Annotated in this window: 22 protein-coding genes; 10 read left to right on the top strand and 12 right to left on the bottom strand. The window is 65.9% G+C overall.

The genetic code is table 11. The annotated features are described in order from the left end of the window. Positions 1 to 97 precede the first annotated feature (97 nt). On the bottom strand, positions 98 to 1,090 hold the full coding sequence (locus A5784_RS24860; RefSeq protein ID WP_064947541.1) for a stage II sporulation protein M: 993 nt from the start codon (positions 1,088 to 1,090) through the stop codon (positions 98 to 100). A gap of 32 nt (positions 1,091 to 1,122) precedes the next feature. On the opposite strand from A5784_RS24860, the gene A5784_RS24855 reads away from it, so the two are divergent. From A5784_RS24855 to lfrA, 3 genes are all read left to right on the top strand, one after another. Beyond that, entirely contained in the window at positions 1,123 to 1,995 is an 873-nt protein-coding gene (locus tag A5784_RS24855; RefSeq protein WP_064947540.1) for an RDD family protein, read from the top strand. 62 nt (positions 1,996 to 2,057) lie between these two features. After that, complete coding sequence (locus A5784_RS24850) at positions 2,058 to 2,633, top strand: TetR/AcrR family transcriptional regulator (protein ID WP_064947539.1); 576 nt, start codon at positions 2,058 to 2,060, stop codon at positions 2,631 to 2,633. A 54-nt stretch (positions 2,634 to 2,687) separates the two neighbouring features. Next, positions 2,688 to 4,217: an efflux MFS transporter LfrA gene (gene lfrA / locus A5784_RS24845; protein WP_064947538.1), complete on the top strand. Its 1,530-nt coding sequence runs from the start codon at positions 2,688 to 2,690 to the stop codon at positions 4,215 to 4,217. Here the strand turns inward: lfrA and A5784_RS24840 are convergent. After that, complete coding sequence (locus tag A5784_RS24840) at positions 4,208 to 4,681, bottom strand: anthrone oxygenase family protein (protein ID WP_064947537.1); 474 nt, start codon at positions 4,679 to 4,681, stop codon at positions 4,208 to 4,210. The genes lfrA and A5784_RS24840 overlap by 10 nt on opposite strands. Before the next feature lie 84 nt (positions 4,682 to 4,765). Between A5784_RS24840 and A5784_RS24835 the strand changes: the two genes are divergently transcribed. The 7 genes from A5784_RS24835 (at position 4,766) to A5784_RS24805 (ending at position 10,584) form a co-directional block, all read left to right on the top strand. Beyond that, positions 4,766 to 5,524 carry a methyltransferase domain-containing protein gene (locus A5784_RS24835; RefSeq protein WP_064947536.1) on the top strand — a complete coding sequence of 253 codons (759 nt, stop codon included), beginning with the start codon at positions 4,766 to 4,768 and terminating at the stop codon, positions 5,522 to 5,524. A 16-nt stretch (positions 5,525 to 5,540) separates the two neighbouring features. Further along, positions 5,541 to 6,473 (top strand): AraC family transcriptional regulator, encoded by a 933-nt coding sequence (locus A5784_RS24830; protein ID WP_064947535.1) that lies wholly within the window; start codon positions 5,541 to 5,543, stop codon positions 6,471 to 6,473. 74 nt (positions 6,474 to 6,547) lie between these two features. Beyond that, complete coding sequence (locus A5784_RS24825) at positions 6,548 to 7,540, top strand: Gfo/Idh/MocA family protein (protein WP_064947534.1); 993 nt, start codon at positions 6,548 to 6,550, stop codon at positions 7,538 to 7,540. Between the two features lie 198 nt (positions 7,541 to 7,738). Next, positions 7,739 to 8,335 (top strand): 6-phospho-3-hexuloisomerase, encoded by a 597-nt coding sequence (gene hxlB, locus A5784_RS24820; protein WP_064947533.1) that lies wholly within the window; start codon positions 7,739 to 7,741, stop codon positions 8,333 to 8,335. Positions 8,336 to 8,390: 55 nt separating this feature from the next. Then, positions 8,391 to 8,753 carry a cupin domain-containing protein gene (locus tag A5784_RS24815; RefSeq protein ID WP_064947532.1) on the top strand — a complete coding sequence of 121 codons (363 nt, stop codon included), beginning with the start codon at positions 8,391 to 8,393 and terminating at the stop codon, positions 8,751 to 8,753. A gap of 112 nt (positions 8,754 to 8,865) precedes the next feature. Further along, on the top strand, positions 8,866 to 9,228 hold the full coding sequence (locus A5784_RS24810) for a cupin domain-containing protein (protein ID WP_064947531.1): 363 nt from the start codon (positions 8,866 to 8,868) through the stop codon (positions 9,226 to 9,228). Between the two features lie 330 nt (positions 9,229 to 9,558). Next, positions 9,559 to 10,584, top strand: coding sequence for an ATP-dependent 6-phosphofructokinase (locus A5784_RS24805; protein WP_064947530.1), 1,026 nt, complete (start codon positions 9,559 to 9,561; stop codon positions 10,582 to 10,584). 70 nt (positions 10,585 to 10,654) lie between these two features. Here A5784_RS24805 and A5784_RS24800 read toward each other — a convergent pair whose 3' ends face one another. The 10 genes from A5784_RS24800 to tal all read right to left on the bottom strand — a co-directional run bounded on the left by A5784_RS24800 (position 10,655) and on the right by tal (position 18,310). Next, on the bottom strand, positions 10,655 to 10,918 hold the full coding sequence (locus A5784_RS24800; protein WP_064947529.1) for a hypothetical protein: 264 nt from the start codon (positions 10,916 to 10,918) through the stop codon (positions 10,655 to 10,657). Further along, positions 10,915 to 11,394: a hypothetical protein gene (locus tag A5784_RS24795; RefSeq protein WP_156750758.1), complete on the bottom strand. Its 480-nt coding sequence runs from the start codon at positions 11,392 to 11,394 to the stop codon at positions 10,915 to 10,917. Before A5784_RS24795 ends, A5784_RS24800 begins: the two co-directional genes overlap by 4 nt. Before the next feature lie 216 nt (positions 11,395 to 11,610). Beyond that, on the bottom strand, positions 11,611 to 13,032 hold the full coding sequence (locus A5784_RS24790; protein ID WP_064947527.1) for an APC family permease: 1,422 nt from the start codon (positions 13,030 to 13,032) through the stop codon (positions 11,611 to 11,613). After that, complete coding sequence (locus A5784_RS24785; protein WP_064947526.1) at positions 13,029 to 13,229, bottom strand: hypothetical protein; 201 nt, start codon at positions 13,227 to 13,229, stop codon at positions 13,029 to 13,031. Before A5784_RS24785 ends, A5784_RS24790 begins: the two co-directional genes overlap by 4 nt. Then, positions 13,226 to 13,639, bottom strand: a complete 414-nt coding sequence (locus A5784_RS24780) for a hypothetical protein (RefSeq protein WP_064947525.1) — start codon at positions 13,637 to 13,639, stop codon at positions 13,226 to 13,228. Before A5784_RS24780 ends, A5784_RS24785 begins: the two co-directional genes overlap by 4 nt. Further along, complete coding sequence (locus A5784_RS24775; RefSeq protein ID WP_064947524.1) at positions 13,636 to 13,956, bottom strand: hypothetical protein; 321 nt, start codon at positions 13,954 to 13,956, stop codon at positions 13,636 to 13,638. The genes A5784_RS24780 and A5784_RS24775 overlap by 4 nt, the downstream gene beginning before the upstream one ends. A 718-nt stretch (positions 13,957 to 14,674) precedes the next feature. Continuing rightward, positions 14,675 to 15,694 carry a class II fructose-bisphosphate aldolase gene (gene fbaA / locus A5784_RS24770; protein WP_064947523.1) on the bottom strand — a complete coding sequence of 340 codons (1,020 nt, stop codon included), beginning with the start codon at positions 15,692 to 15,694 and terminating at the stop codon, positions 14,675 to 14,677. Positions 15,695 to 15,863: 169 nt separating this feature from the next. Then, complete coding sequence (locus tag A5784_RS24765; RefSeq protein WP_064947522.1) at positions 15,864 to 16,337, bottom strand: ribose-5-phosphate isomerase; 474 nt, start codon at positions 16,335 to 16,337, stop codon at positions 15,864 to 15,866. A gap of 36 nt (positions 16,338 to 16,373) precedes the next feature. Then, a complete protein-coding gene (gene rpe / locus A5784_RS24760; protein WP_064947521.1) occupies positions 16,374 to 17,054 on the bottom strand; it encodes a ribulose-phosphate 3-epimerase in 681 nt (226 codons plus the stop codon). A gap of 143 nt (positions 17,055 to 17,197) precedes the next feature. Then, on the bottom strand, positions 17,198 to 18,310 hold the full coding sequence (tal, locus tag A5784_RS24755) for a transaldolase (RefSeq protein WP_064947520.1): 1,113 nt from the start codon (positions 18,308 to 18,310) through the stop codon (positions 17,198 to 17,200). Between the last annotated feature and the right edge of the window lie 129 nt (positions 18,311 to 18,439).

Genomic DNA, 18,439 nt, shown 5'->3' with positions numbered 1-18,439 from the left:
CTCCAGTTTCCCTGCGCGAGCAGACATGGCGGTACCGGAAACGCGGCGTGTCGCGTACCGCCACGTCTGTTCGCGGGAGAAAGGGCGGGGAGGAAAACTAGCCCACAGGAACGACGTCGGGGGCGTCTTCGACGTCGCCGGTCTCACCGGCCCGCACGGCCTTGCGGCCGAAGTAGATGACGTAGGTGAGGAATGCGACCTCGACGGTGACGCCGATCCCGATCCGCACCGCGGTCGGCAGCGGTGACGGCGTCACCATCGCCTCGACCAGACCGGAGACCAGCAGCACCACCGCCAAGCCCACGGCGACTGCCACCACCGCCCGGCCCTGCTCGGCGAGCACCTGCCCGCGCGGCCGGTCACCGGGTGCAATCACCATCCAGCCCAACCGCATCCCGACCGCCCCGGCCAGGAACACGGCGGTGAGCTCCAAAAGCCCGTGCGGCAGGATCAAACCCAGAAACAGATCGCCTTTGTTGGCGGCGAACATCAGGCCGGCGATCACGCCGAGGTTGGCCGCGTTCTGGAACAGCAGGTACGGGATGGGCAGCCCGAGCAGGATCGCGAACCCGATGCACTGGGCAGCCACCCACGAGTTGTTCACCCATACCTGCAGTGCGAACGAGCCGGCCGGGTTGTCGCTGTAGTACGACGCGAAATCGTGATTGACCAATTGGTCGATCTCGCTTGGGGTTCCGATGGCCGTGTGCACCTCGGGGTTGCCGCCGACCCAGAAGGCCAGGCCGAACACCACCGCCATGAACACCACTGCTGTGCCCAGCCACCAGCGCCACGACCGGTAGGCCACCACCGGGAAGGACACCGTCCAGAACCGGACGAACTCGCGCCACAGCGGGGCATGCGCACCGGTGACCACGGACCGGGCCTGCGCCACCAATCCCGACAGCTTGCCGACCAGCACCGAATCGCTCGATGCCGATCGCACCATCGACAGATGGGTCGACACCCGCTGGTACAGGTCCACCAGCTCGTCCACCTCGGCGCCGGTCAGCCGTCTGCGCCGTTTGACCAACTGCTCCAGCCGGTCCCAGGTGGCGCGATGGGCCAGCACGAACGCATCGACATCCACCCGGCCGATGGTAATCGGTAGGTTGGGACGCTATGTCCTACCAACCGGCGTCGGCGCCCGGACCTGTGGTGACCGGGGATGCGGTGATCCTCGACATCCAGATCGCGCAGCTGCCGGTGCGCGCGCTCGCCTCGATCATCGACATCCTGGTGATCGTCGCCGGCTATGTCGTGGGCGTGATGCTGTGGGCACTGACCCTCACGCAGCTCGACGATGCGCTGTCAGCCGCGATCCTGATCATCTTCACGGTCCTGACGCTGGTGGGTTATCCGGTGGTCATGGAGACGACGACGCGGGGCCGCTCGCTGGGCAAGATGGCGCTGGGCCTGCGGGTGGTGTCCGAGGACGGCAGCCCGGAACGCTTCCGCCAGGCGCTGTTTCGGGCGTTGTCGGGCTTCATCGAGATCTTCATGTTCACCGGGGGCCCCGCGGTGATCTGCAGTCTCATCTCGCCCAAGGGCAAACGGATCGGCGACATCTTCGCAGGCACATTGGTGATCAGCGAGCGCGGGCCCAAGCTCACGCCGCCGCCGGCCATGCCGCCGATGCTGGCGTGGTGGGCCTCGTCTCTGCAGCTCTCCGGGCTCGGCCCCGAGCAGGTCGAGCTGGCCCGGCAGTTCCTGTCTCGGGCGCCCCAGCTCAACCCCCGCATCCGCGACGAGATGGCACAGCGGGTGCTGCACGAAGTCGCCACGCGGATCTCGCCGCCACCGCCGCCCGGCGCTCCGCCACAGTTCGTGCTGGCCGCTGTGCTGGCCGAACGGCACCGCCGGGAGGTCACCCGTCTGCTGCCGCCGACACCGGGTCCGTACCCGCAGGCACCGCAGGCCACGCAGTACGCGCCACCACCGACAACGCCGCCGCCACCTGCTCCTCAACCCGGCGGATTCGCCCCGCCGAACTGACACCCACTCGGTGATGGGACATACATGTCCCATTTTGGCCCAATTGTGCTACATTCTGATGCATGAGTATCCAGGTGGCCGCCCCCAGCGGTGTGCGTGAGCGCACCCGCAGGGCGATCCTGGATGCCGCGATGACGATGCTGGCCGACCATCCGGCCGCCAGCATGGCCGAAATCGCCGCGGCCGCGAACGTCGGGCGCAGCACGGTGCACCGCTACTACCCGGAGCGTTCCGATCTGCTGCGCGCCGTCGCCTACCACGTGCACGCACTCAGCAGCGCCGCGATCGAACTCGCCGAGCCCACCAACGGGCCGCCCGAAGCCGCGCTGCGCCGCGTGGTGGAAAGCCAGCTCGACCTCGGCCCCATCGTGCTCTACATCTACAGCGAGCCGACCATTCAGGCCGATCGCGAGCTGGCAGCCCATCTGGACACCGGCGACGAGGCGATCACCGAAGTGCTCGAGCGCGCGTCGGCGGAGTGTCCCGAATACCCCCCTGGGTGGGCCCGCCGCGTGTTCTGGGCACTGTTGCTGGCCGGCTACGAGGCCATCAAGCAGGACGGCACCGCTCGGCATCAGGTGGTCGACGCCATCATGAAGAGCCTCACCGCCGGCACAGTTCACTTGCCGCGTAGCTGAATTTCTCTGCACTACACCGCTTTTCATTTTTCTTTTACTTACAGGAGTCTTTCCATGTCCGCCTGCCTCGACGCCACGCCGTCGCAGACAGTCACCACCCCCAAACGCGCCTGGATGGCGCTGGCCGTCCTGATGCTGCCGGTGCTGCTCATCGCGATCGACAACACCGTGCTGGCGTTCGCCTTGCCGATGATCGCGGAGGATTTCCGGCCCGCGGCGTCGGTCCAGCTCTGGATCGTCGACGTCTATTCACTGGTGCTCGCCGCACTTCTGGTCGCCATGGGCAGCTTCGGTGACCGGATCGGCCGGCGCCGCATCCTGCTGATCGGTGCCAGCGGCTTCGCCGTCATGTCGGTCGCGGCCGCGTTCGCCCCGAGTGCGGCGTATCTCGTCGCCGCCCGCGCCGCCCTCGGCGTGTTCGGCGCGATGCTGATGCCCGCGACGCTGTCGCTGATCCGCAACATCTTCACCGAGGCCGGCCCTCGACGGCTCGCCATCGCGATCTGGGCGTCCTGCTTCACCGCAGGCACCACGCTGGGCCCGATCGTCGGCGGCGCTCTGTTGCAGCACTTCCACTGGGGTTCGGTGTTTCTGGTTGCCGTGCCGATCTTGCTGCCGCTGCTGGTGCTCGGCCCGCGTCTGGTGCCCGAGTCCCGTGACCCGAATCCGGGCCCTGTCGACCTGCTGAGCGTGGCACTGTCGTTCACCGCGATGCTGCCGTTCGTCTGGGCCGTCAAAACCGTTGCGCACGACGGCTTGTCGATCCCGGTGGCGATTGCCTTCGTCGTCGGCATCGGCTCGGGCGTGTCGTTCGTGCGCCGGCAGAATCGCAGTGCCACCCCGATGCTCGATATGAGCCTGTTCTCCTACGGCCCGTTCAGCTCGTCGGTGCTCGCGAACTTCCTGTCGATCGTGGGCTTGATCGGATTCGTGTTCTTCGTCTCCCAGCATCTGCAGCTGGTGCTCGGCCTCTCGCCACTGGCGGCGGGCCTGGTCACGCTGCCGGGTGCGCTGGTGTCGATGATCGCCGGTATCGGGGTCGTCAAGGCGGCCAAGCGCTTTTCGGTGCAGACACTGATGGTGGGCGGTTTGTCGTTCGTCGCGGCCGGCTTCCTCTTGATCATGCTGTTCCGTCACGACCTGACGGTGGTCGCGGTGATCGTGTCGTTCATCGTGCTGGAACTCGGGGTCGGTGTCTCGCAGACGGTGTCCAACGACACCATCGTGGCCTCGGTGCCTGCCGCGAAAGCCGGTGCGGCATCGGCGGTCTCGGAGACCGCCTATGAGCTCGGCGCGGTGGTCGGCACCGCGACGCTCGGCACCATCTTCAGCGCGTTCTACCGGACCAACGTCGAGATTCCCGCCGGGTTGACGCCCGAGCAGGCCGGAGCGGCCGGCGAGAGCATCGGCGGCGCCGTGTCGGTCGCCACCGAGCTGCCCGCGGAAACCGCGGCACGCCTGCTGGATTCGGCCCGCTCGGCGTTCGACTCCGGCATCGCGCCGACGGCGCTGATCGCGGCGGCGCTGTCGCTGACGGCCGCGGCGATCGTGGCGTGGTCGTTCCGCGGAGCCGCTCAGCGGTAACGCAGCCCGGTCAGCAGCAGCGCCCCGGCCAGGAAGCCGCTGAGCGTGCGGACGTGGTTCCACGCACTCCAGGTGCTCAGGTACGCCTGCCATTCGGTGGCCGCGTGGGCCAGGTCGACGCCGTCGAGGTGGTTGTTCAACGGCACGTTGAACGCCATGGTGACGACCAGGGGAAGCACCCCGACGACCGCGCCGGCCAGCAGCAGCCAGCCGCCCGGCCGGTTCAACTGGAACAGGGCGACGACGCCGACCACCATCGCCAGCACCGCCGATCCGAGGAAGAACAACAGGAACGCGAGGTTGGCATTGGCCTCGGCGTTGATTCCGCGCATGGCGGTGATCGCGGCGACCGGGCCCGTGCGGTCCAGACCGCGCATGACGAAGGTGGAGAAGGCATAGAACAGGCCGCCCGCTGCGGCGCTGGCCAGCGCGGTGGTGGCGGTCAGGGTGGTGACAGGGTTCATGGCTTCAGTCAACGGCCACCCGCCAGGACGTTCCATCGCTGGAAGTCCTGTTTACATACGCAGGAGTCTTGAGAGGATGATCGCATGACGCGTGACTTCGACGCACTGATCGCCGAGGCGGACGCCGCACCGGTCGACGGGTGGGATTTCTCCTGGCTCGACGGCCGCGCCACCGAAGCCCGGCCGTCGTGGGGATACCAGCGGCTGCTCGGGCAGCGGATGTCCTCGGTGGCCTCGGCACTGGATCTGCAAACCGGTGGCGGCGAGGTGCTCGCCGGGGTTTCCGCGTTCCCTCGGACCATGGCGGCGACCGAGGCGTGGCCCGCCAACCTGGACCGGGCCACCCGGCGGTTGGGACCGCGCGGTGTCGTGGTGGTCGCGGCGCGCGACGAGCCACCGCTGCCGTTCGCCGACGCTGCGTTCGAACTCGTGACGAGCAGGCATCCCGTCACCGTGTGGTGGGCGGAGATCGCTCGGGTGCTTGTTCCCGGAGGCCGCTACTTCGCTCAACATGTCGGTCCGGCAAGCGTTTTCGAGCTGGTCGAGTTCTTTCTCGGACCGCAGCCCGAGGCCCGCGGCAAACGCGATGCCGTCGACGAGAGCGCGGCAGCCGTAGCGGCAGGCCTTGAGATCGTCGACGTGCGCTCCGAACGGCTGCGGATGGAGTTCTTCGACGTCGGCGCGGTGGTGTACTTCCTGCGCAAGGTGATCTGGACGGTGCCCGGCTTCACCGTGGCCGGCTACCGCGACCGCCTGCTGCAGCTGCATCGCCAGATCGAATCGGAAGGGCCGTTCGTGGCGCACTCGTCGCGGCATCTGATCGAAGCCCGCAAACCCGGCTGACGGTTACGCTACGGCTGTGGACGCGCTGGCCGGACTACTCGACGGCGTGCGGGCGCGGGGTGCGTTCGTATTGCGGATGCGGCTGGACCCGCCGTGGTCGATGCGTATCCGCGACGAGGCGCCGCTGACCTTGATCTGCCAGACCGCGGGCAGGGCCGTCATCGTCGGTGACACCAGCGGATTGACCTGGCTGGGTCCCGGCGATGTGGCGGTGACGCGCGGCACCGAGCACTACACGTTCGCCGACGATCCGGCCACCGCGCCGTCGGTGGTGATCCACCCTGGGCAGCGCTGCACCACGCTCGCCGGCGCCGATCTGCGATTCGAGTTCTCCCTCGGTGTGCGGACCTGGGGCAACGCCGCGGCAGGCGCGAACCAGTCCGTGGTGTGCGCCTACGAGGGCCGCAGCGCGGTGAGCGCCCGGCTGCTCGACGCCCTGCCTGATGTGCTGGTGGTGCGCAGCACCGACTGGGATTCCCCACTGGTGGACCTGCTCGCCACAGAGGCAGGCAACGACGGCCCGGGCCAAGAGGCCTACCTGGACCGGCTGCTCGATCTGCTGCTGATGGCGGTACTGCGCAGCTGGTTCGCCCAACCCGCCCATGCTCCCGCCTGGTGGCGGGCCGAGCAGGATCCGATCGTCGGCCCTGCCCTGCGGCTCATGCACCACAACCCCGCGCACCCGTGGACCGTCGCCAATCTTGCTGCCGCCGTGGGATGTTCACGCGCCGTTTTCGCGCGCAGGTTCACCGAGCAGGTCGGCGAGCCGCCGATCGCATTCCTGACCGGCTGGCGGCTGGCGCTGGCGGCCGATTTGCTCTCCGGCAGCCGGGCCACGGTCGCTGCGGTCGCCCGCGAGGTCGGCTATTCGACGCCGTTCGCATTGAGCAGCGCCTTCAAGCGGGCCTACGGCATCAGCCCCAACGCGCACCGCGCCATGGCGGGTTGAGACTTGACGGGAGGCCGCGCACTCGCGACTATCTCAGCGACTTCGCGAACCCTTTGACACAGAACGGATATCACATGTCGATACGTTGGGGAATCGTCGGGCCCGGCCGAATCGCGGCGAAGCTGGTGAGCGACTTCGCCCACGTACCGGACGCGAAAGTCCTCGCGGTGGCGTCCCGATCCGCCGATCGGGCAAGCGCGTTTGCCGACAAATACGGCATCGAGCGCAGCTACGGTTCGTACCGGGAGATCATCGCCGACCCCGACGTCGATGTGCTGTACGTCGCGACCCCGCATACGCACCACCACGCCATCGGGCTCGCCGCTGCGGCGGCAGGCAAAGCGTTGCTGGTGGAGAAAGCCTTCACCGCCACCATCGAGGGCGCCGAATCCCTGGTGGACGCGGTGCGCAAACACCAGGTGTTCGCGATGGAGGCGATGTGGACCCGCTTTCAGCCCGCGGTCGTGGCCGCCCGCAAATTGCTCGCCGATGGCGCGATCGGCACGGTTCGGTCGGTGCAGGCCGACCTCGGTGTGACGCGGACCTTCGACCCGACCGATCGGGTGTTCGCCCACGAACTCGGCGGTGGCGCCCTCTTGGACCTGGGCGTCTACGTGGTGTCGTTCGCGCAGATGGTGCTCGGAAATCCGACGTCCGTATCGGCGTTGGGTTCGCTCGAACCGTCGGGGGTGGACGCCGACGCGACCCTGCTGCTCGGTTTCGAGGAAGGCCGGACCGCCACCCTGATGTGCTCGTTGCACAGCCCGATGCCCGGGCACGCGCGGATATTCGGCACCACGGGCTGGATCGATATCCTGCCGCGCTTCCACCACCCGAATTCCTTTGTGCTGCACCGACAAGGACACGACTCAGAACAGTTCGACCTGCCCGCACTGGGCGACGGGTTCTCGCACGAACTCATCGAGGTCACCGAGGCGCTCAAAGCAGGCCGCACCGAGAGCGCAGTCATGCCACTCGATGACACGCTGACCGTGCAACGGGCACTGGAGGATGCGCTGACGCAACTCGGCGTCCGATTTGTCGAAGAGCCCGCGGACTTCCTGTGATCGTGTGACGCTGTAGCGGCGGGCGGCCGGCGGCCGCCCGCTACGGTCCTGGCACGGGCCCACCCGCGCCTGCGCTGCAGAGGCCGGGCCCCCTACTCAAACGGGTAGATCAAACCATCCCAAATTGGCGTTCCTCCCACCCGGAAATGACAGGACGATGTGTATCAAGTCCCACCTCTGGATGAGGAGAAGAGAATCATGTCCGCCGCCAAGACCTACCCCGCCTCGGAAGTAACCCGGGACAGCATCAGCAACAACATCGCCCTGGTTCGCGACGAGATCGCGAGCACCACGTCCAAAGTCAACGAGGAGCAGGTGGCCATCCTGGCTCGCCACCTCGTTCGGGGCGGACGAGTTTTCGTGGCCGGCGCCGGTCGCAGCGGGCTGGTCCTACGCATGGCCGCCATGCGGCTGATGCACTTCGGGCTGAACGTGCACGTCGCGGGCGACACCACCACCCCGGCGATCGCCGACGGTGATCTGCTGCTGGTGGCTTCCGGCTCGGGCACCACCTCCGGTGTGGTCAAGTCCGCCCAGACCGCAAAGAAGGCCGGGGCGCGCATCGCCGCCTTCACCACCGATCCGAACTCGCCGCTGGCCGGTCTGGCCGACGCTCTGGTGATCATCCCCGCCGCGCAGAAGACCGATCACGGCTCGCACATTTCGCGTCAGTACGCCGGATCTCTTTTCGAGCAGGTGCTGTTCGTCGTCACCGAAGCCGTGTTCCAGTCGCTGTGGGATCACACCGACGTCGAGGCCGAGGAACTCTGGACGCGCCACGCCAACCTCGAGTGATCAGGCCCCTCACCGGTCTCCACAGTTCCCCACAGACGGCAGAAAGCTGAGTTCGATGACCGAAACCTTCCGGCCCGCAGAGCTTTTCGAGGGCAAGCTCGACGAAGCCCTGCTCGCCCCGCCCCTGGCCGAGGTGATTGGTGACGAGATCCCGACCCGGATCGCCATACCCTTCAAGAGCGACGACGAGCGCATCCTCTCCGGCGTCTGGGAGGCCAACCCCGGCCTGTCCCGCTGGGAATTCTTGGACCGCGGCGAATCGATCCACGTCCTCGAAGGCCGCATGGTCGTCACCGAGGATGGCGGCGAGCCCGTCACCGTGGAAGCCGGATCCGCCGCCTTCTTCCCCATCGGGTGGAAGGGAACCTGGGAGATCCAGGAGCGCATCCGCAAGTTCTTCGTAATCTTCGCGGCTTAACCCGGTCCGCGGTCAGGCCCAGGGGGACACCCCCGGGCCTGTCTGCGTGAGTGGGATCGCCACGAGGATCCATGCCCCGCACAGAGAAACAGAAAACAGAAAGGTACAACCAATGACCGAAGTTTTCCGGCCCGTCGAGCGCTTCGAAGACGACCTCGAGGTGGCTCAGCTCGGCCAGCCCTCGGCCGAGGTGCTGGGTGACCCGATCGCGACGCGTTCGTCCGTTCCCTTCATCGACGAAGACCACGGCATCCGTTCCGGTGTCTGGGAGGCCCAGCCGGGTCTGTCGCGCTGGGAGTTCATCGACCGCGGTGAGATCATCCACGTGCTCGAAGGGCGCATGATCGTCACGCAGGATGGCGGTTCGCCCATCACCCTCGAAGCCGGATCTGCCGCCTTCTTCCCCATCGGCTGGACGGGCACCTGGGAGATCCAGGAGCGCATCCGCAAGTTCTTCGTCGTCTACGCGAAGTAGTCGGTACCTGTCAGGCCCGGGCCACGTCCCGGGCCTGACAGGCCGACCGGCACCACCCAACCGAATACCCGCCCCCGACCTAACCACCGGCGCGATGATGCCATCGACCGTCACCACCCGGCCTCGGCGCAATTCACGTGAATACTGCGACGGCCCTTGACGATCGCGCGATGCGTCGCCCACCCCGATCAACCGCCGAGCTCAACCACTCGCACCCCGCCCGAGCAGCAGTCATGGGCCCGCAGCAGCATCGATGCCGCTGTGAGGCGATACCGAGGAGCCAGCGGTGTCCGAACACTCGCACCTACCTCCTACGAGCTGAGTCGAAACATGAAAATCGGAATCCTCACCAGCGGTGGCGACTGCCCCGGGTTGAACGCGGTCATCCGCGCCGCCGTGCTCAAAGGCATTGCCGTGCACGGTCTCGAATTCGTCGGCTTCCTTGACGGCTGGCGCGGCGTCGTCCAGGGCGACGTCATCGACATCCCGCGCAGCATGGTCCGCGGCATCGCCAAGCAGGGCGGCACCATCCTCGGTACCTCCCGCACCAACCCGTTCGAAAACGGCGGCGGCCCAGAGGTCATCAAAGGACACATGGACCGGCTCGGCATCGACTCGATCATCGCCATCGGCGGCGAGGGCACCTTGGCTGCCGCCAAGCGCCTCACTGACGCCGGCTTGAAGATCGTCGGCGTCCCGAAGACCGTGGACAACGACCTCGATGCCACGGACTACACCTTCGGTTTCGACACCGCCGTGCAGATCGCGACGGAAGCGATCGACCGCCTGCGCACCACGGGCGAATCGCACCACCGATGCATCATCGCCGAGGTCATGGGCAGGCACGCGGGCTGGATCGCGCTGCACGCAGGCATGGCCGCCGGCGCCCATGCCATCCTCATCCCGGAACAGAAGATCAGCATCGACCAAATCACCCAGTGGGTGAAGGGCGCTCACTCGCGCGGGCGGGCACCGCTGGTGGTGGTGGCCGAAGGGTTTGTTCCCGAGCACATGGAATCCCCGCACTCCGAGCGCGGGCTGGACGCTTTCGGCCGCCCCCGGCTCGGCGGGATCGCCGACCAGCTGGCGCCCGAAATCGAGAGCCGCACCGGCATCGAGACCCGCGCCACCATCCTGGGCCACATCCAGCGTGGCGGCGTGCCATCGGCTTTCGACCGGGTCCTGGCCACCCGGCTGGGCATGGCTGCCATCGACTCGGTGGTGGCCGGCTACTGGGGCACCATGGTTGCGCTGAAAGGCACGGAGATCGAACAGGTGAGCTTCGAGGAGGCCCTCGGCAACCTCAAGGCCGTTCCGCTCAGGCGCTACGAAGAGGCCGCATACCTGTTCGGCTGAGCTGGCCACTCCCCCAACGATTCTGGCCGACCCGCCCGGGGCGGATCGGCCAGAATCAGTGTTGTGTGCCTCAGACGTGCTTGGCTCTGTGCCAGCGCTTGGCAGCGACTTGATATGCGTCGAGCAGGCTCAGGGCGTACACGAAAACCCCTCCGGCCACTCGTCCGATGGCAGACGCTTCCGGCGGTGCCACCATGTAGGTGACCACGCCCAGCAGCACGATGTAGAAGGCGAACACCAAGCCCCGGCGGGGCTGTCCGTTCACGACCTGGCCCACTCCCGGTAGGAGTACAGCGATGGCGAGGACCATCAAGGGATGAATCAGTCGGTTCACAGCGACTCTGCCTCCGATACTGCTACCGGGCGGTGCGGATTCAGGCCGGCGGCCTGAGCGCGGAGCCCGTCGATCATGGTGACTGCCTTGTGCAGATCCTCCGCGGTCACCCGTACTTCGGAGAGATCAGCCCGCCGGGTGACCCGGTAGGCCGTCGAATTCGCCTGTGCGCCACGGACAACGCAGCGCACGCCCCGCTCGGTCACGAGAACCTGCTTGACTTCAGCGTCCTCGGTGACCAAACCTACTGCGGCTTCGACCAATTCACGATCCATGCCCTCGGGATCACAGGCCACCGACACCCACTTGGGCCAGGCCGGGTCACGCCACCGCAGCAGATCGCGGTGACCCGAGTAGAACTCGTTTCCGGTCTCGTTGCTGAGCACCGACAAACTCGGCTGCCCCGGTATGTGCTCACGCATCGTGACGATGAGCCGCAGCACCGGGACGGTGCGTAGCGCCAGCGCGTCTACCACTGGCTCCACCCGCACGTCGCGGCCCTCGAATCGCCCATACAGCAACGGGAATTCGAGTCCGCGGGGAACGACACGGCATTGTTCGAGCACACCGGTGGTGCTCGAACAATGCCGCCCGGTCGCGCTGAACGCGGGCCACGTGACGGCGGTGCTGGTAGGTCAGCACCACCGCCCCGACTACGGCCATCGCCAGCGCGACCCAGAGCGTTCCGGACATCAGTAACCTCGAGGACGCGGCAACGGCGCAGTGAACTCAGCATCCCGGTCGACGTACTTGAACCGCCGGAGAACGAACCACACCGAAGCGAGCAAGTAGAACACCAGGATCGACATCAACGTGGTGCCGTAGCCCAAGTAGGTCGCGAAGAACACGATCGCCGCGATCACTGCCAGTGCGATCGAAGGGATCGGGTGCATCGGCAGCGTGTAGGCCCGCTTGATGGAGCCGATCGGCCACAGCTTCCGGAACCTCAGCATGTTGACCACCATGAACGCGTAGGTCAGCAGGCCCGACAGGATCGAGAAGGTGATCACCGTCGACAGCAGCGTCGGCTTGTTCAGCAGCAGCGGCAGGATCGCGAAGGCGATGGCCACCGGCACCAGGAACAGGATCGAGCGGTACGGCGTCCGGTACCGCGGGTGCACGGCCCCGAACCACTCCGGGAGGTAGCGGTCGCGACTCATCGCGAACCAGGACCGCGAGGAGTCGGTGATGCAGCCGTTGGCCGATGCGAGGGTCGCGGCCAGCGTGCCGAGGAACAGCAGCCAGACAAGCACACCGGAATGGGTGAGCTGCGCGGCGTCGAACAGCGGCGTGATCGACGTGCCCAGGTACTGCCAGGGCAGCAGTGACGCGCACAGGTACCAGGTGAGGCTCGCCGCGATGATCAGCGTCATGATGCCTGCCAGGCTGCCGAGCGGGATCGACCGGCTTGGCGAGCGGCATTCCTCCGCGGCCTGGGCGGTGCCCTCGATGCCGAGATAGAACCACATGCCGAACTGGAAGGCCGCGATCACGCCGATCCAACCGTAGGGAAGCCCGGCATCCGCCGATGAGACCAGTGCGCTGAACTGCGTGCCCATGTCCCAGCCGGAGACGCCGATGAACAGCGCGATGATGGTCAGGAACGCGAAGCCCGTGATGATGAAGTTCACCGACAGTGTCGCCAGCACGCCGCGGTAGTTCAGCAGTGCCAGAAGCAGGATCGCCAGCACCGCGAACGGATAGGCCGACAGGTGCTGCTTGTTACCGAGCAACCCCGACATCGTGGTGAGCAGGTCGCCGAGAACGTTCGCGTTGGCGGCCTCCAGCATAGTGTACGCCATGGTGAGGTAGAGCCCGACGTTGAACGCCATGAGCGGGCCGATCGAGTGCTTGGCCTGGGCGTATTGACCACCGGCCGCCGGGATCGCCGACGCGACCTCGGAGTTGATCATGACGACGCAGGTGTAGAGCAGGCCGACGAACCAACAGGCGATGAGCGATCCGTACAGGCCGCCCTTCTCCACCGTGAAGTTCCAGCCCATGAACTCGCCGACCAGCACGATGCCGACACCCAACCCCCAGATATGGATCGGGCCGAGCACCTTTTTGAGAGTGAGCGCTTCGGTGCCTCCAGCGGTGCTGACTTCGCTCATGACTGGCGCCTTTCAATGTCATCCGACTCGCCGGCCAAATGCTGCCATTCAGCATCCTCGCCGAGATCCTCAATGGTGTGCACGAGGAATTCCTCGTCGTAGTCGCGGCTGACCTTGTACGCGTCGAAAAGCATCCAGGCGGCGACCAGCGCTGCCAGAACCCAGGCGCCGTATTCGAAAAGAGTCCAAAAATTCATGATTCCCGTCCCGGTCCGAACCTGGCTGTGATGACTTCGCGGTATTCACGGAACGACATGAGATACACGAATGCCAGGTACGCGGCGGCCAGCGCGGTGATCCCGATCAGTGGCAGCCATTCGATCGTGTATTTGTTGTCGCTCGGCGTATTGGCCGCGGCCAGCTCCCCGACAGTCGCATCGTCGACCATGTCTTTCGACTTCATGAGCTCGAACTGTTGCTTTTCAGCCGGGCTCATATTGAGCTGCGAGATGGCGGTGGGCTCCGACGCGGCGGGCGCTTCGTCCTCCTGCGCGAAGACGAAGGTCGTGACGAACAGCGTGATGAACAGCAGGGCGATCAGGCTCGCTGCGTCCACGAACTGTCCGGCCTTGGACTGCCGCGTAAAACCTGATGTCGTACTCGTCATGCTGCGGTCACCTCCACGCTGCGGGTGGCCTTCTTGGCCTTCCGGTTCGCGTCGAGGTGGTGAATGTCTTCGCCGTAGACATGCTCACGCTCGATCTTGTAACGCCGGCTCATCGAGAGAAGTCCCAGCGAGTTGAATGTTCCCAAGATGACGAAAGCGACCGCGAGTATTGCTTTGACTTTCACGTTGTCGATGACGCTGAATGCGGCGAAGTACGTGAATAGCAAAGTCGCCCACATCAGGGCCGCGAGTAAAGTCGCGACGCCGACGTCTCGCTTGAACATGGATTGAATCCGTGCATCGAGCCCAGGGTCCATGACAAATTACCTCTTCCTGCGGCAATGCCGCATTCTTCCCGGCATCGAAGAATGCCAGAATGGTGGGGGGCACCGAATTGGTGAGCAACAGAGATTTCAGCGAATTACAGCGAAGTTGTGGCGAGCTGCCAACGAGCGGCTGACGACGTCCTGCACGACGTCGACGAAGCCGCGACACTACGGATACGGAGGCGTTGCCCTCAGCGCCGAGAGCAGGCTCGATGAGCGAACGAGTCGCCAACCACCGAGCTGACCCCGACGATCCACGTGGATCTTCATAAGACCTCTCGTTCTCGGAGACACTCCGATGACGACGCAAGTCGGTTTCCCGACACGAAACTCTGTTTCCCAGTAAGAATAGAACAACGTGCGCGGGTCATGTGTCAAGGGTCACATCGCCTTATCCGGTGTGACGTCCGGATATGCCCAGCTGAGGGACGTGATACCCGAACCTGGCAATCGGCCGGTCCAGGGTTCCGCACGGCGGTTCAGCGCTGTCTGAGTGGCGCGAACGGTGGCCCGTGCGCACCCGAAAGGCTTTGACCTGATTCGCTATTCGACGGCGTCAGGGCGACCGGCGCGCACGCCGACAACGGCCCGGGCGAGCGCCCGGGCCGTGACGGTTTTCAGTGTGATGGTTATGAAGGCAGGGGTGTTCCCACAGGGCCACCCGTGGCGTCCACGATGCCTGTGTGACCCCTGCCCGCCTAGGAGACGCTCAGAACGTCTTTCCGGCTGAGCCGAGCTGCTGGGTGGCTTCGACGAGCCGCGCCGCCATCCCGGCTTCGGCCTTGGCGCCCCACACGCGCGGATCGTAGGTCTTCTTGTTGCCGATCTCGCCGTCGACCTTCACCACGCCGTCGTAGTTCTTCAGCATGTGGTCGGCGACCGGACGCGTGTACGCGTACTGGGTGTCGGTGTCGATGTTCATCTTGATCGTGCCGTAGGAGACAGCGTCGGCGATCTCCTGCTCGCTGGAGCCGGAGCCACCGTGGAACACGAGGTCGAACGGCTTGACCTTGCCGATCTTGGCGCCGACCTGCTCCTGGATGTCCTTGAGGATCTCCGGGCGCAGCTTGACGCCACCGGGCTTGTACACACCGTGCACGTTGCCGAAGGTGAGCGCCGTGATGTAGCGGCCGTTCTCGCCCGCGCCCAAGGCGTCGATCGTGGCCAGCGCATCGTCGACCGTGGTGTAGAGCTTCTCGTTGATGGCGTTCTCGACGCCGTCCTCCTCGCCACCGACGGTGCCGATCTCCACCTCCAGCACCATCTTGGCGGCCGCGGTGCGCGGGAGCAGCTCACGTGCGATCCGCAGGTTTTCCTCGAGGGTCTCGGCCGAGCCGTCCCACATGTGCGAGTTGAACAGCGGGTTGCGACCGGCCTTGACCTCTTCCTCAGAGGCGGCCAGCAGGGGCAGCACGAAACCGTCCAGCTTGTCCTTGGGGCAGTGATCGGTGTGCAGCGCGATGTTCACGTTGTACTGCTTGGCGACCTCGCGTGCGAAAGCCGCGAATGCGAGGGAACCGACCACCATGTTCTTGGCCGAGGCGCCCGACCAGTAGGCGGAGCCGCCTGTGGTGATCTGGAGAATGCCGTCGGACTCAGCGTCGGCGAAACCGCGCAGGGCCGCGTTCAGCGTCTGGGAGGACGTGACGTTCACGGCCGGGTACGCGAAGCCGCCCGACTTCGCACGGTCGAGCATCTCGGTGTAGATCTCTGGTGTTGCTATGGGCATGCTGCCTCCTGTGTTGAGTTTTCGTCGGCGGAAACGAGCTTCGGCCTAACCGTAGGCACCGCACGAATGTCGGTTTCCAGCAGCGCAGCCGTCGACCTCCCCAGCCTGCTGGCCAGAAAGGTCGACGGCTGCCGTGCCGAGGCGTCGAGCGCTTGCGGGAAGCGCCGGATTACTCGACGACCTCGCCGGTGGTTTCGTAGGTGGCGATCTTGCCGATCCGCCGGACGTGGCGCTCGGCATTGCTGAACGGCTCGGCCAGGAACGCCTCGATCAGTTCGGTGGCCTCCTCGACGGAGTGCTGCCGGCCACCCACCGCGACGACGTTGGCGTCGTTGTGCTCGCGGGCCAGTTTCGCCGTGTCGAGGTTCCACACCAGGGCCGCACGCACGCCCTTGACCTTGTTCGCAGCGATCTGCTCACCGTTGCCCGAGCCGCCAAGCACAATCCCGAGGGCGTCCACGCCGGCAGCCTGGTCGGCCACCACCGCGAGCGCGGCATTGATGCAGAAAGCCGGGTAGTCGTCCTCGGCGTCGTACTCCTTGGGCCCGTGGTTGACCATCTCGTAGCCCTTGGCTGACAGGGCCTCGATCAGGTGGGAGCTGAGCTCCATGCCGGCATGGTCGGTAGCGATATGAACGCGCATGTATCTGGGTCCTTTTGGCTGGTCGGGGATCCGGCGTTACTTGGCGAAGGCGAGCTGGGCGTTCTTGCGGAGCGATTCGATGGCTTCCTCGGGAGACGGCTTCCCGTACACGGATGATCCGGCCACGAAGATGTTGGCACCGGCCTCCGCGGCCCGGGCGATGTTCTCCTCGGTGACGCCACCGTCGACCTGGATCGCCACGTTCACCCCGGAGCCGTCGACGGCCGCGCGGGCGCGGCGGATCTTGGGCAGCGTGACGTCCAGGAAGGCCTGGCCGCCGAAGCCCGGCTCCACGGTCATGATCAGCAGCATGTCCAGTTCGGCGAGCATGTCCAGGTACGGCTCCACCGGAGTGGCCGGGCGCAGGGCCATGCCCGCCTTCGACCCACGCGCACGAAGTTCGCGGGCCAGCTTGATGGGCGCGACGGCCGCCTCGACATGGAATGTCACCGAGTCCAGACCGGCGTCGGCGAACATGGGTGCCCAGCGGTCGGCGTCAGAGATCATCAGGTGGGCGTCCAGCGGGATGGGGCTCACCTTCTGCAACCGCTGAACGACCGGCAGACCGATCGTCAGATTCGGGACGAAGTGGTTGTCCATGACATCCACGTGCGCAGCATCAGCGTTGCTGATGCGAGCCAGCTCGGCTTCGAGGTTGGCGAAGTCGGCCGAGAGGATGCTGGGGTTGATACAGCATTTCTGCGGTGAAGCGGACATGGCGTCTGCCTTTCGATAGCGGTCAGTCAGGGCATGCGAGATCGGGCCTTCGGCCACGGATCGCGCCGCGGCCCGGTTGCCGGCCGCCGTGGAGACCTTTCGGTTTCCACGGCAGCCGAGACAACCGAGGCGGGTTAGGAACCCTACTTGGCAGACGCGAGGGCACCCTCGACGTCGGCCAGGAGGTCCTTCCAGCTGGCGACGAACTTGTCCAGGCCTTCGGACTCGAGCAGTGCGACGACATCATCGTAGGAGATGCCGAGGCCCTCGATGGCGCTGAGCACTTCCTTCGCCTCGTCGTACTTACCGGTGATGGTGTCACCGGTGACGACGCCGTGGTCGAAGGTCGCGTCCAGGGTCTTCTCCGGCATGGTGTTGACCACGTTGGCAGCGACGAGCTCGGTCACGTACAGGGTGTCCGGGTACGCCGGATCCTTCACGCCGGTCGAGGCCCACAGGGGACGCTGCGGACGCGCGCCGGCCTTGGCCAGCAATGCCCAGCGCTCGGTGCTGAAGAGCTCCTCGTAGACCTGGTAGGCCAAGCGGGCGTTGGCAACGCCTGCCTTGCCCTTGAGCGCCTTGGCCTCGTCGGTGCCGAGGGCGTCGAGGCGCTTGTCGATCTCGGTGTCGACGCGGGAGACGAAGAACGACGCGACCGAGTGGATGTTCGACAGGTCGTGGCCGTTGCTCTGAGCCTGCTCCAGACCGGACTGGAAGGCGTTGATCACGGCACGGTAGCGCTCCAGCGAGAAGATCAGGGTCACGTTGACGCTGATGCCTTCGGCCAGGACGGCGGAGATGGCTTCCAGGCCTTCACGGGTGGCCGGGATCTTGATCAGGACGTTGTCCTTGGCGACCTTCTTGTACAGGTTCTTCGCCTCGGCGATGGTGCCTGCGGCGTCCCACGCCAGGCGCGGGTCGACCTCGATGGAGACGCGACCGTCGACGTTGTCGGTGGCGGCGGCGACCGGCGCGAACAGGTCGCAGGCGTCGGCGACGTCGGCGGTGGTGATCTCGAAGATCGTCTCTTCGACGTTGGCGCCGCGAGCGGCGAGCTCGGCGATCTTGGCGTCGTAGTCGTTACCGGTGGTGATCGCGGCCTGGAAGATCGACGGGTTGGTGGTGACACCAACGACGCTCTTCTCGTCGATCAGCTTCTGCAGGGAACCGCTGTCGAGGCGATTGCGGGAAAGGTCATCGAGCCAGATCGACACGCCGGCGCTCGAAAGCTGTGCAGTGGGGGTTGCGTTGCTCATCGCTTCTGCTTCTTCCTTCAAATATCGAATACTTTGGCTGGTTGCGGTCGCGCCGCGGGACGGCCCGGTGGGCGGTCCCTGTCTCTTATACACATCTCCGAGCCCACGAGACTACGCTGCATCTCGTTT

The sequence above is a fragment of the Mycobacterium sp. 852013-50091_SCH5140682 genome (assembly GCF_001665685.1).
In the GTDB taxonomy this organism is placed as follows: Bacteria; Actinomycetota; Actinomycetes; order Mycobacteriales; family Mycobacteriaceae; genus Mycobacterium.
The sequence above is the reverse complement of the archived record's forward strand: the minus strand, read 5'-3'. Positions and strand labels throughout refer to the sequence as shown.

Bases quoted from the DNA above. Each gene is read 5' to 3' on its own strand.
- A5784_RS24855 (WP_064947540.1), top strand. From the start codon at position 1,123: ATGTCCTACCAACCGGCGTCGGCGCCCGGACCTGTGGTGACCGGGGAT.
- A5784_RS24850 (WP_064947539.1), top strand. From the start codon at position 2,058: ATGAGTATCCAGGTGGCCGCCCCCAGCGGTGTGCGTGAGCGCACCCGC.
- lfrA (WP_064947538.1), top strand. From the start codon at position 2,688: ATGTCCGCCTGCCTCGACGCCACGCCGTCGCAGACAGTCACCACCCCC.
- A5784_RS24840 (WP_064947537.1), bottom strand. From the start codon at position 4,681: ATGAACCCTGTCACCACCCTGACCGCCACCACCGCGCTGGCCAGCGCC.
- A5784_RS24835 (WP_064947536.1), top strand. From the start codon at position 4,766: ATGACGCGTGACTTCGACGCACTGATCGCCGAGGCGGACGCCGCACCG.
- A5784_RS24825 (WP_064947534.1), top strand. From the start codon at position 6,548: ATGTCGATACGTTGGGGAATCGTCGGGCCCGGCCGAATCGCGGCGAAG.
- hxlB (WP_064947533.1), top strand. From the start codon at position 7,739: ATGTCCGCCGCCAAGACCTACCCCGCCTCGGAAGTAACCCGGGACAGC.
- A5784_RS24815 (WP_064947532.1), top strand. From the start codon at position 8,391: ATGACCGAAACCTTCCGGCCCGCAGAGCTTTTCGAGGGCAAGCTCGAC.
- A5784_RS24810 (WP_064947531.1), top strand. From the start codon at position 8,866: ATGACCGAAGTTTTCCGGCCCGTCGAGCGCTTCGAAGACGACCTCGAG.
- A5784_RS24805 (WP_064947530.1), top strand. From the start codon at position 9,559: ATGAAAATCGGAATCCTCACCAGCGGTGGCGACTGCCCCGGGTTGAAC.
- A5784_RS24790 (WP_064947527.1), bottom strand. From the start codon at position 13,032: ATGAGCGAAGTCAGCACCGCTGGAGGCACCGAAGCGCTCACTCTCAAA.
- A5784_RS24785 (WP_064947526.1), bottom strand. From the start codon at position 13,229: ATGAATTTTTGGACTCTTTTCGAATACGGCGCCTGGGTTCTGGCAGCG.
- A5784_RS24780 (WP_064947525.1), bottom strand. From the start codon at position 13,639: ATGACGAGTACGACATCAGGTTTTACGCGGCAGTCCAAGGCCGGACAG.
- A5784_RS24775 (WP_064947524.1), bottom strand. From the start codon at position 13,956: ATGGACCCTGGGCTCGATGCACGGATTCAATCCATGTTCAAGCGAGAC.
- fbaA (WP_064947523.1), bottom strand. From the start codon at position 15,694: ATGCCCATAGCAACACCAGAGATCTACACCGAGATGCTCGACCGTGCG.
- A5784_RS24765 (WP_064947522.1), bottom strand. From the start codon at position 16,337: ATGCGCGTTCATATCGCTACCGACCATGCCGGCATGGAGCTCAGCTCC.
- rpe (WP_064947521.1), bottom strand. From the start codon at position 17,054: ATGTCCGCTTCACCGCAGAAATGCTGTATCAACCCCAGCATCCTCTCG.
- tal (WP_064947520.1), bottom strand. From the start codon at position 18,310: ATGAGCAACGCAACCCCCACTGCACAGCTTTCGAGCGCCGGCGTGTCG.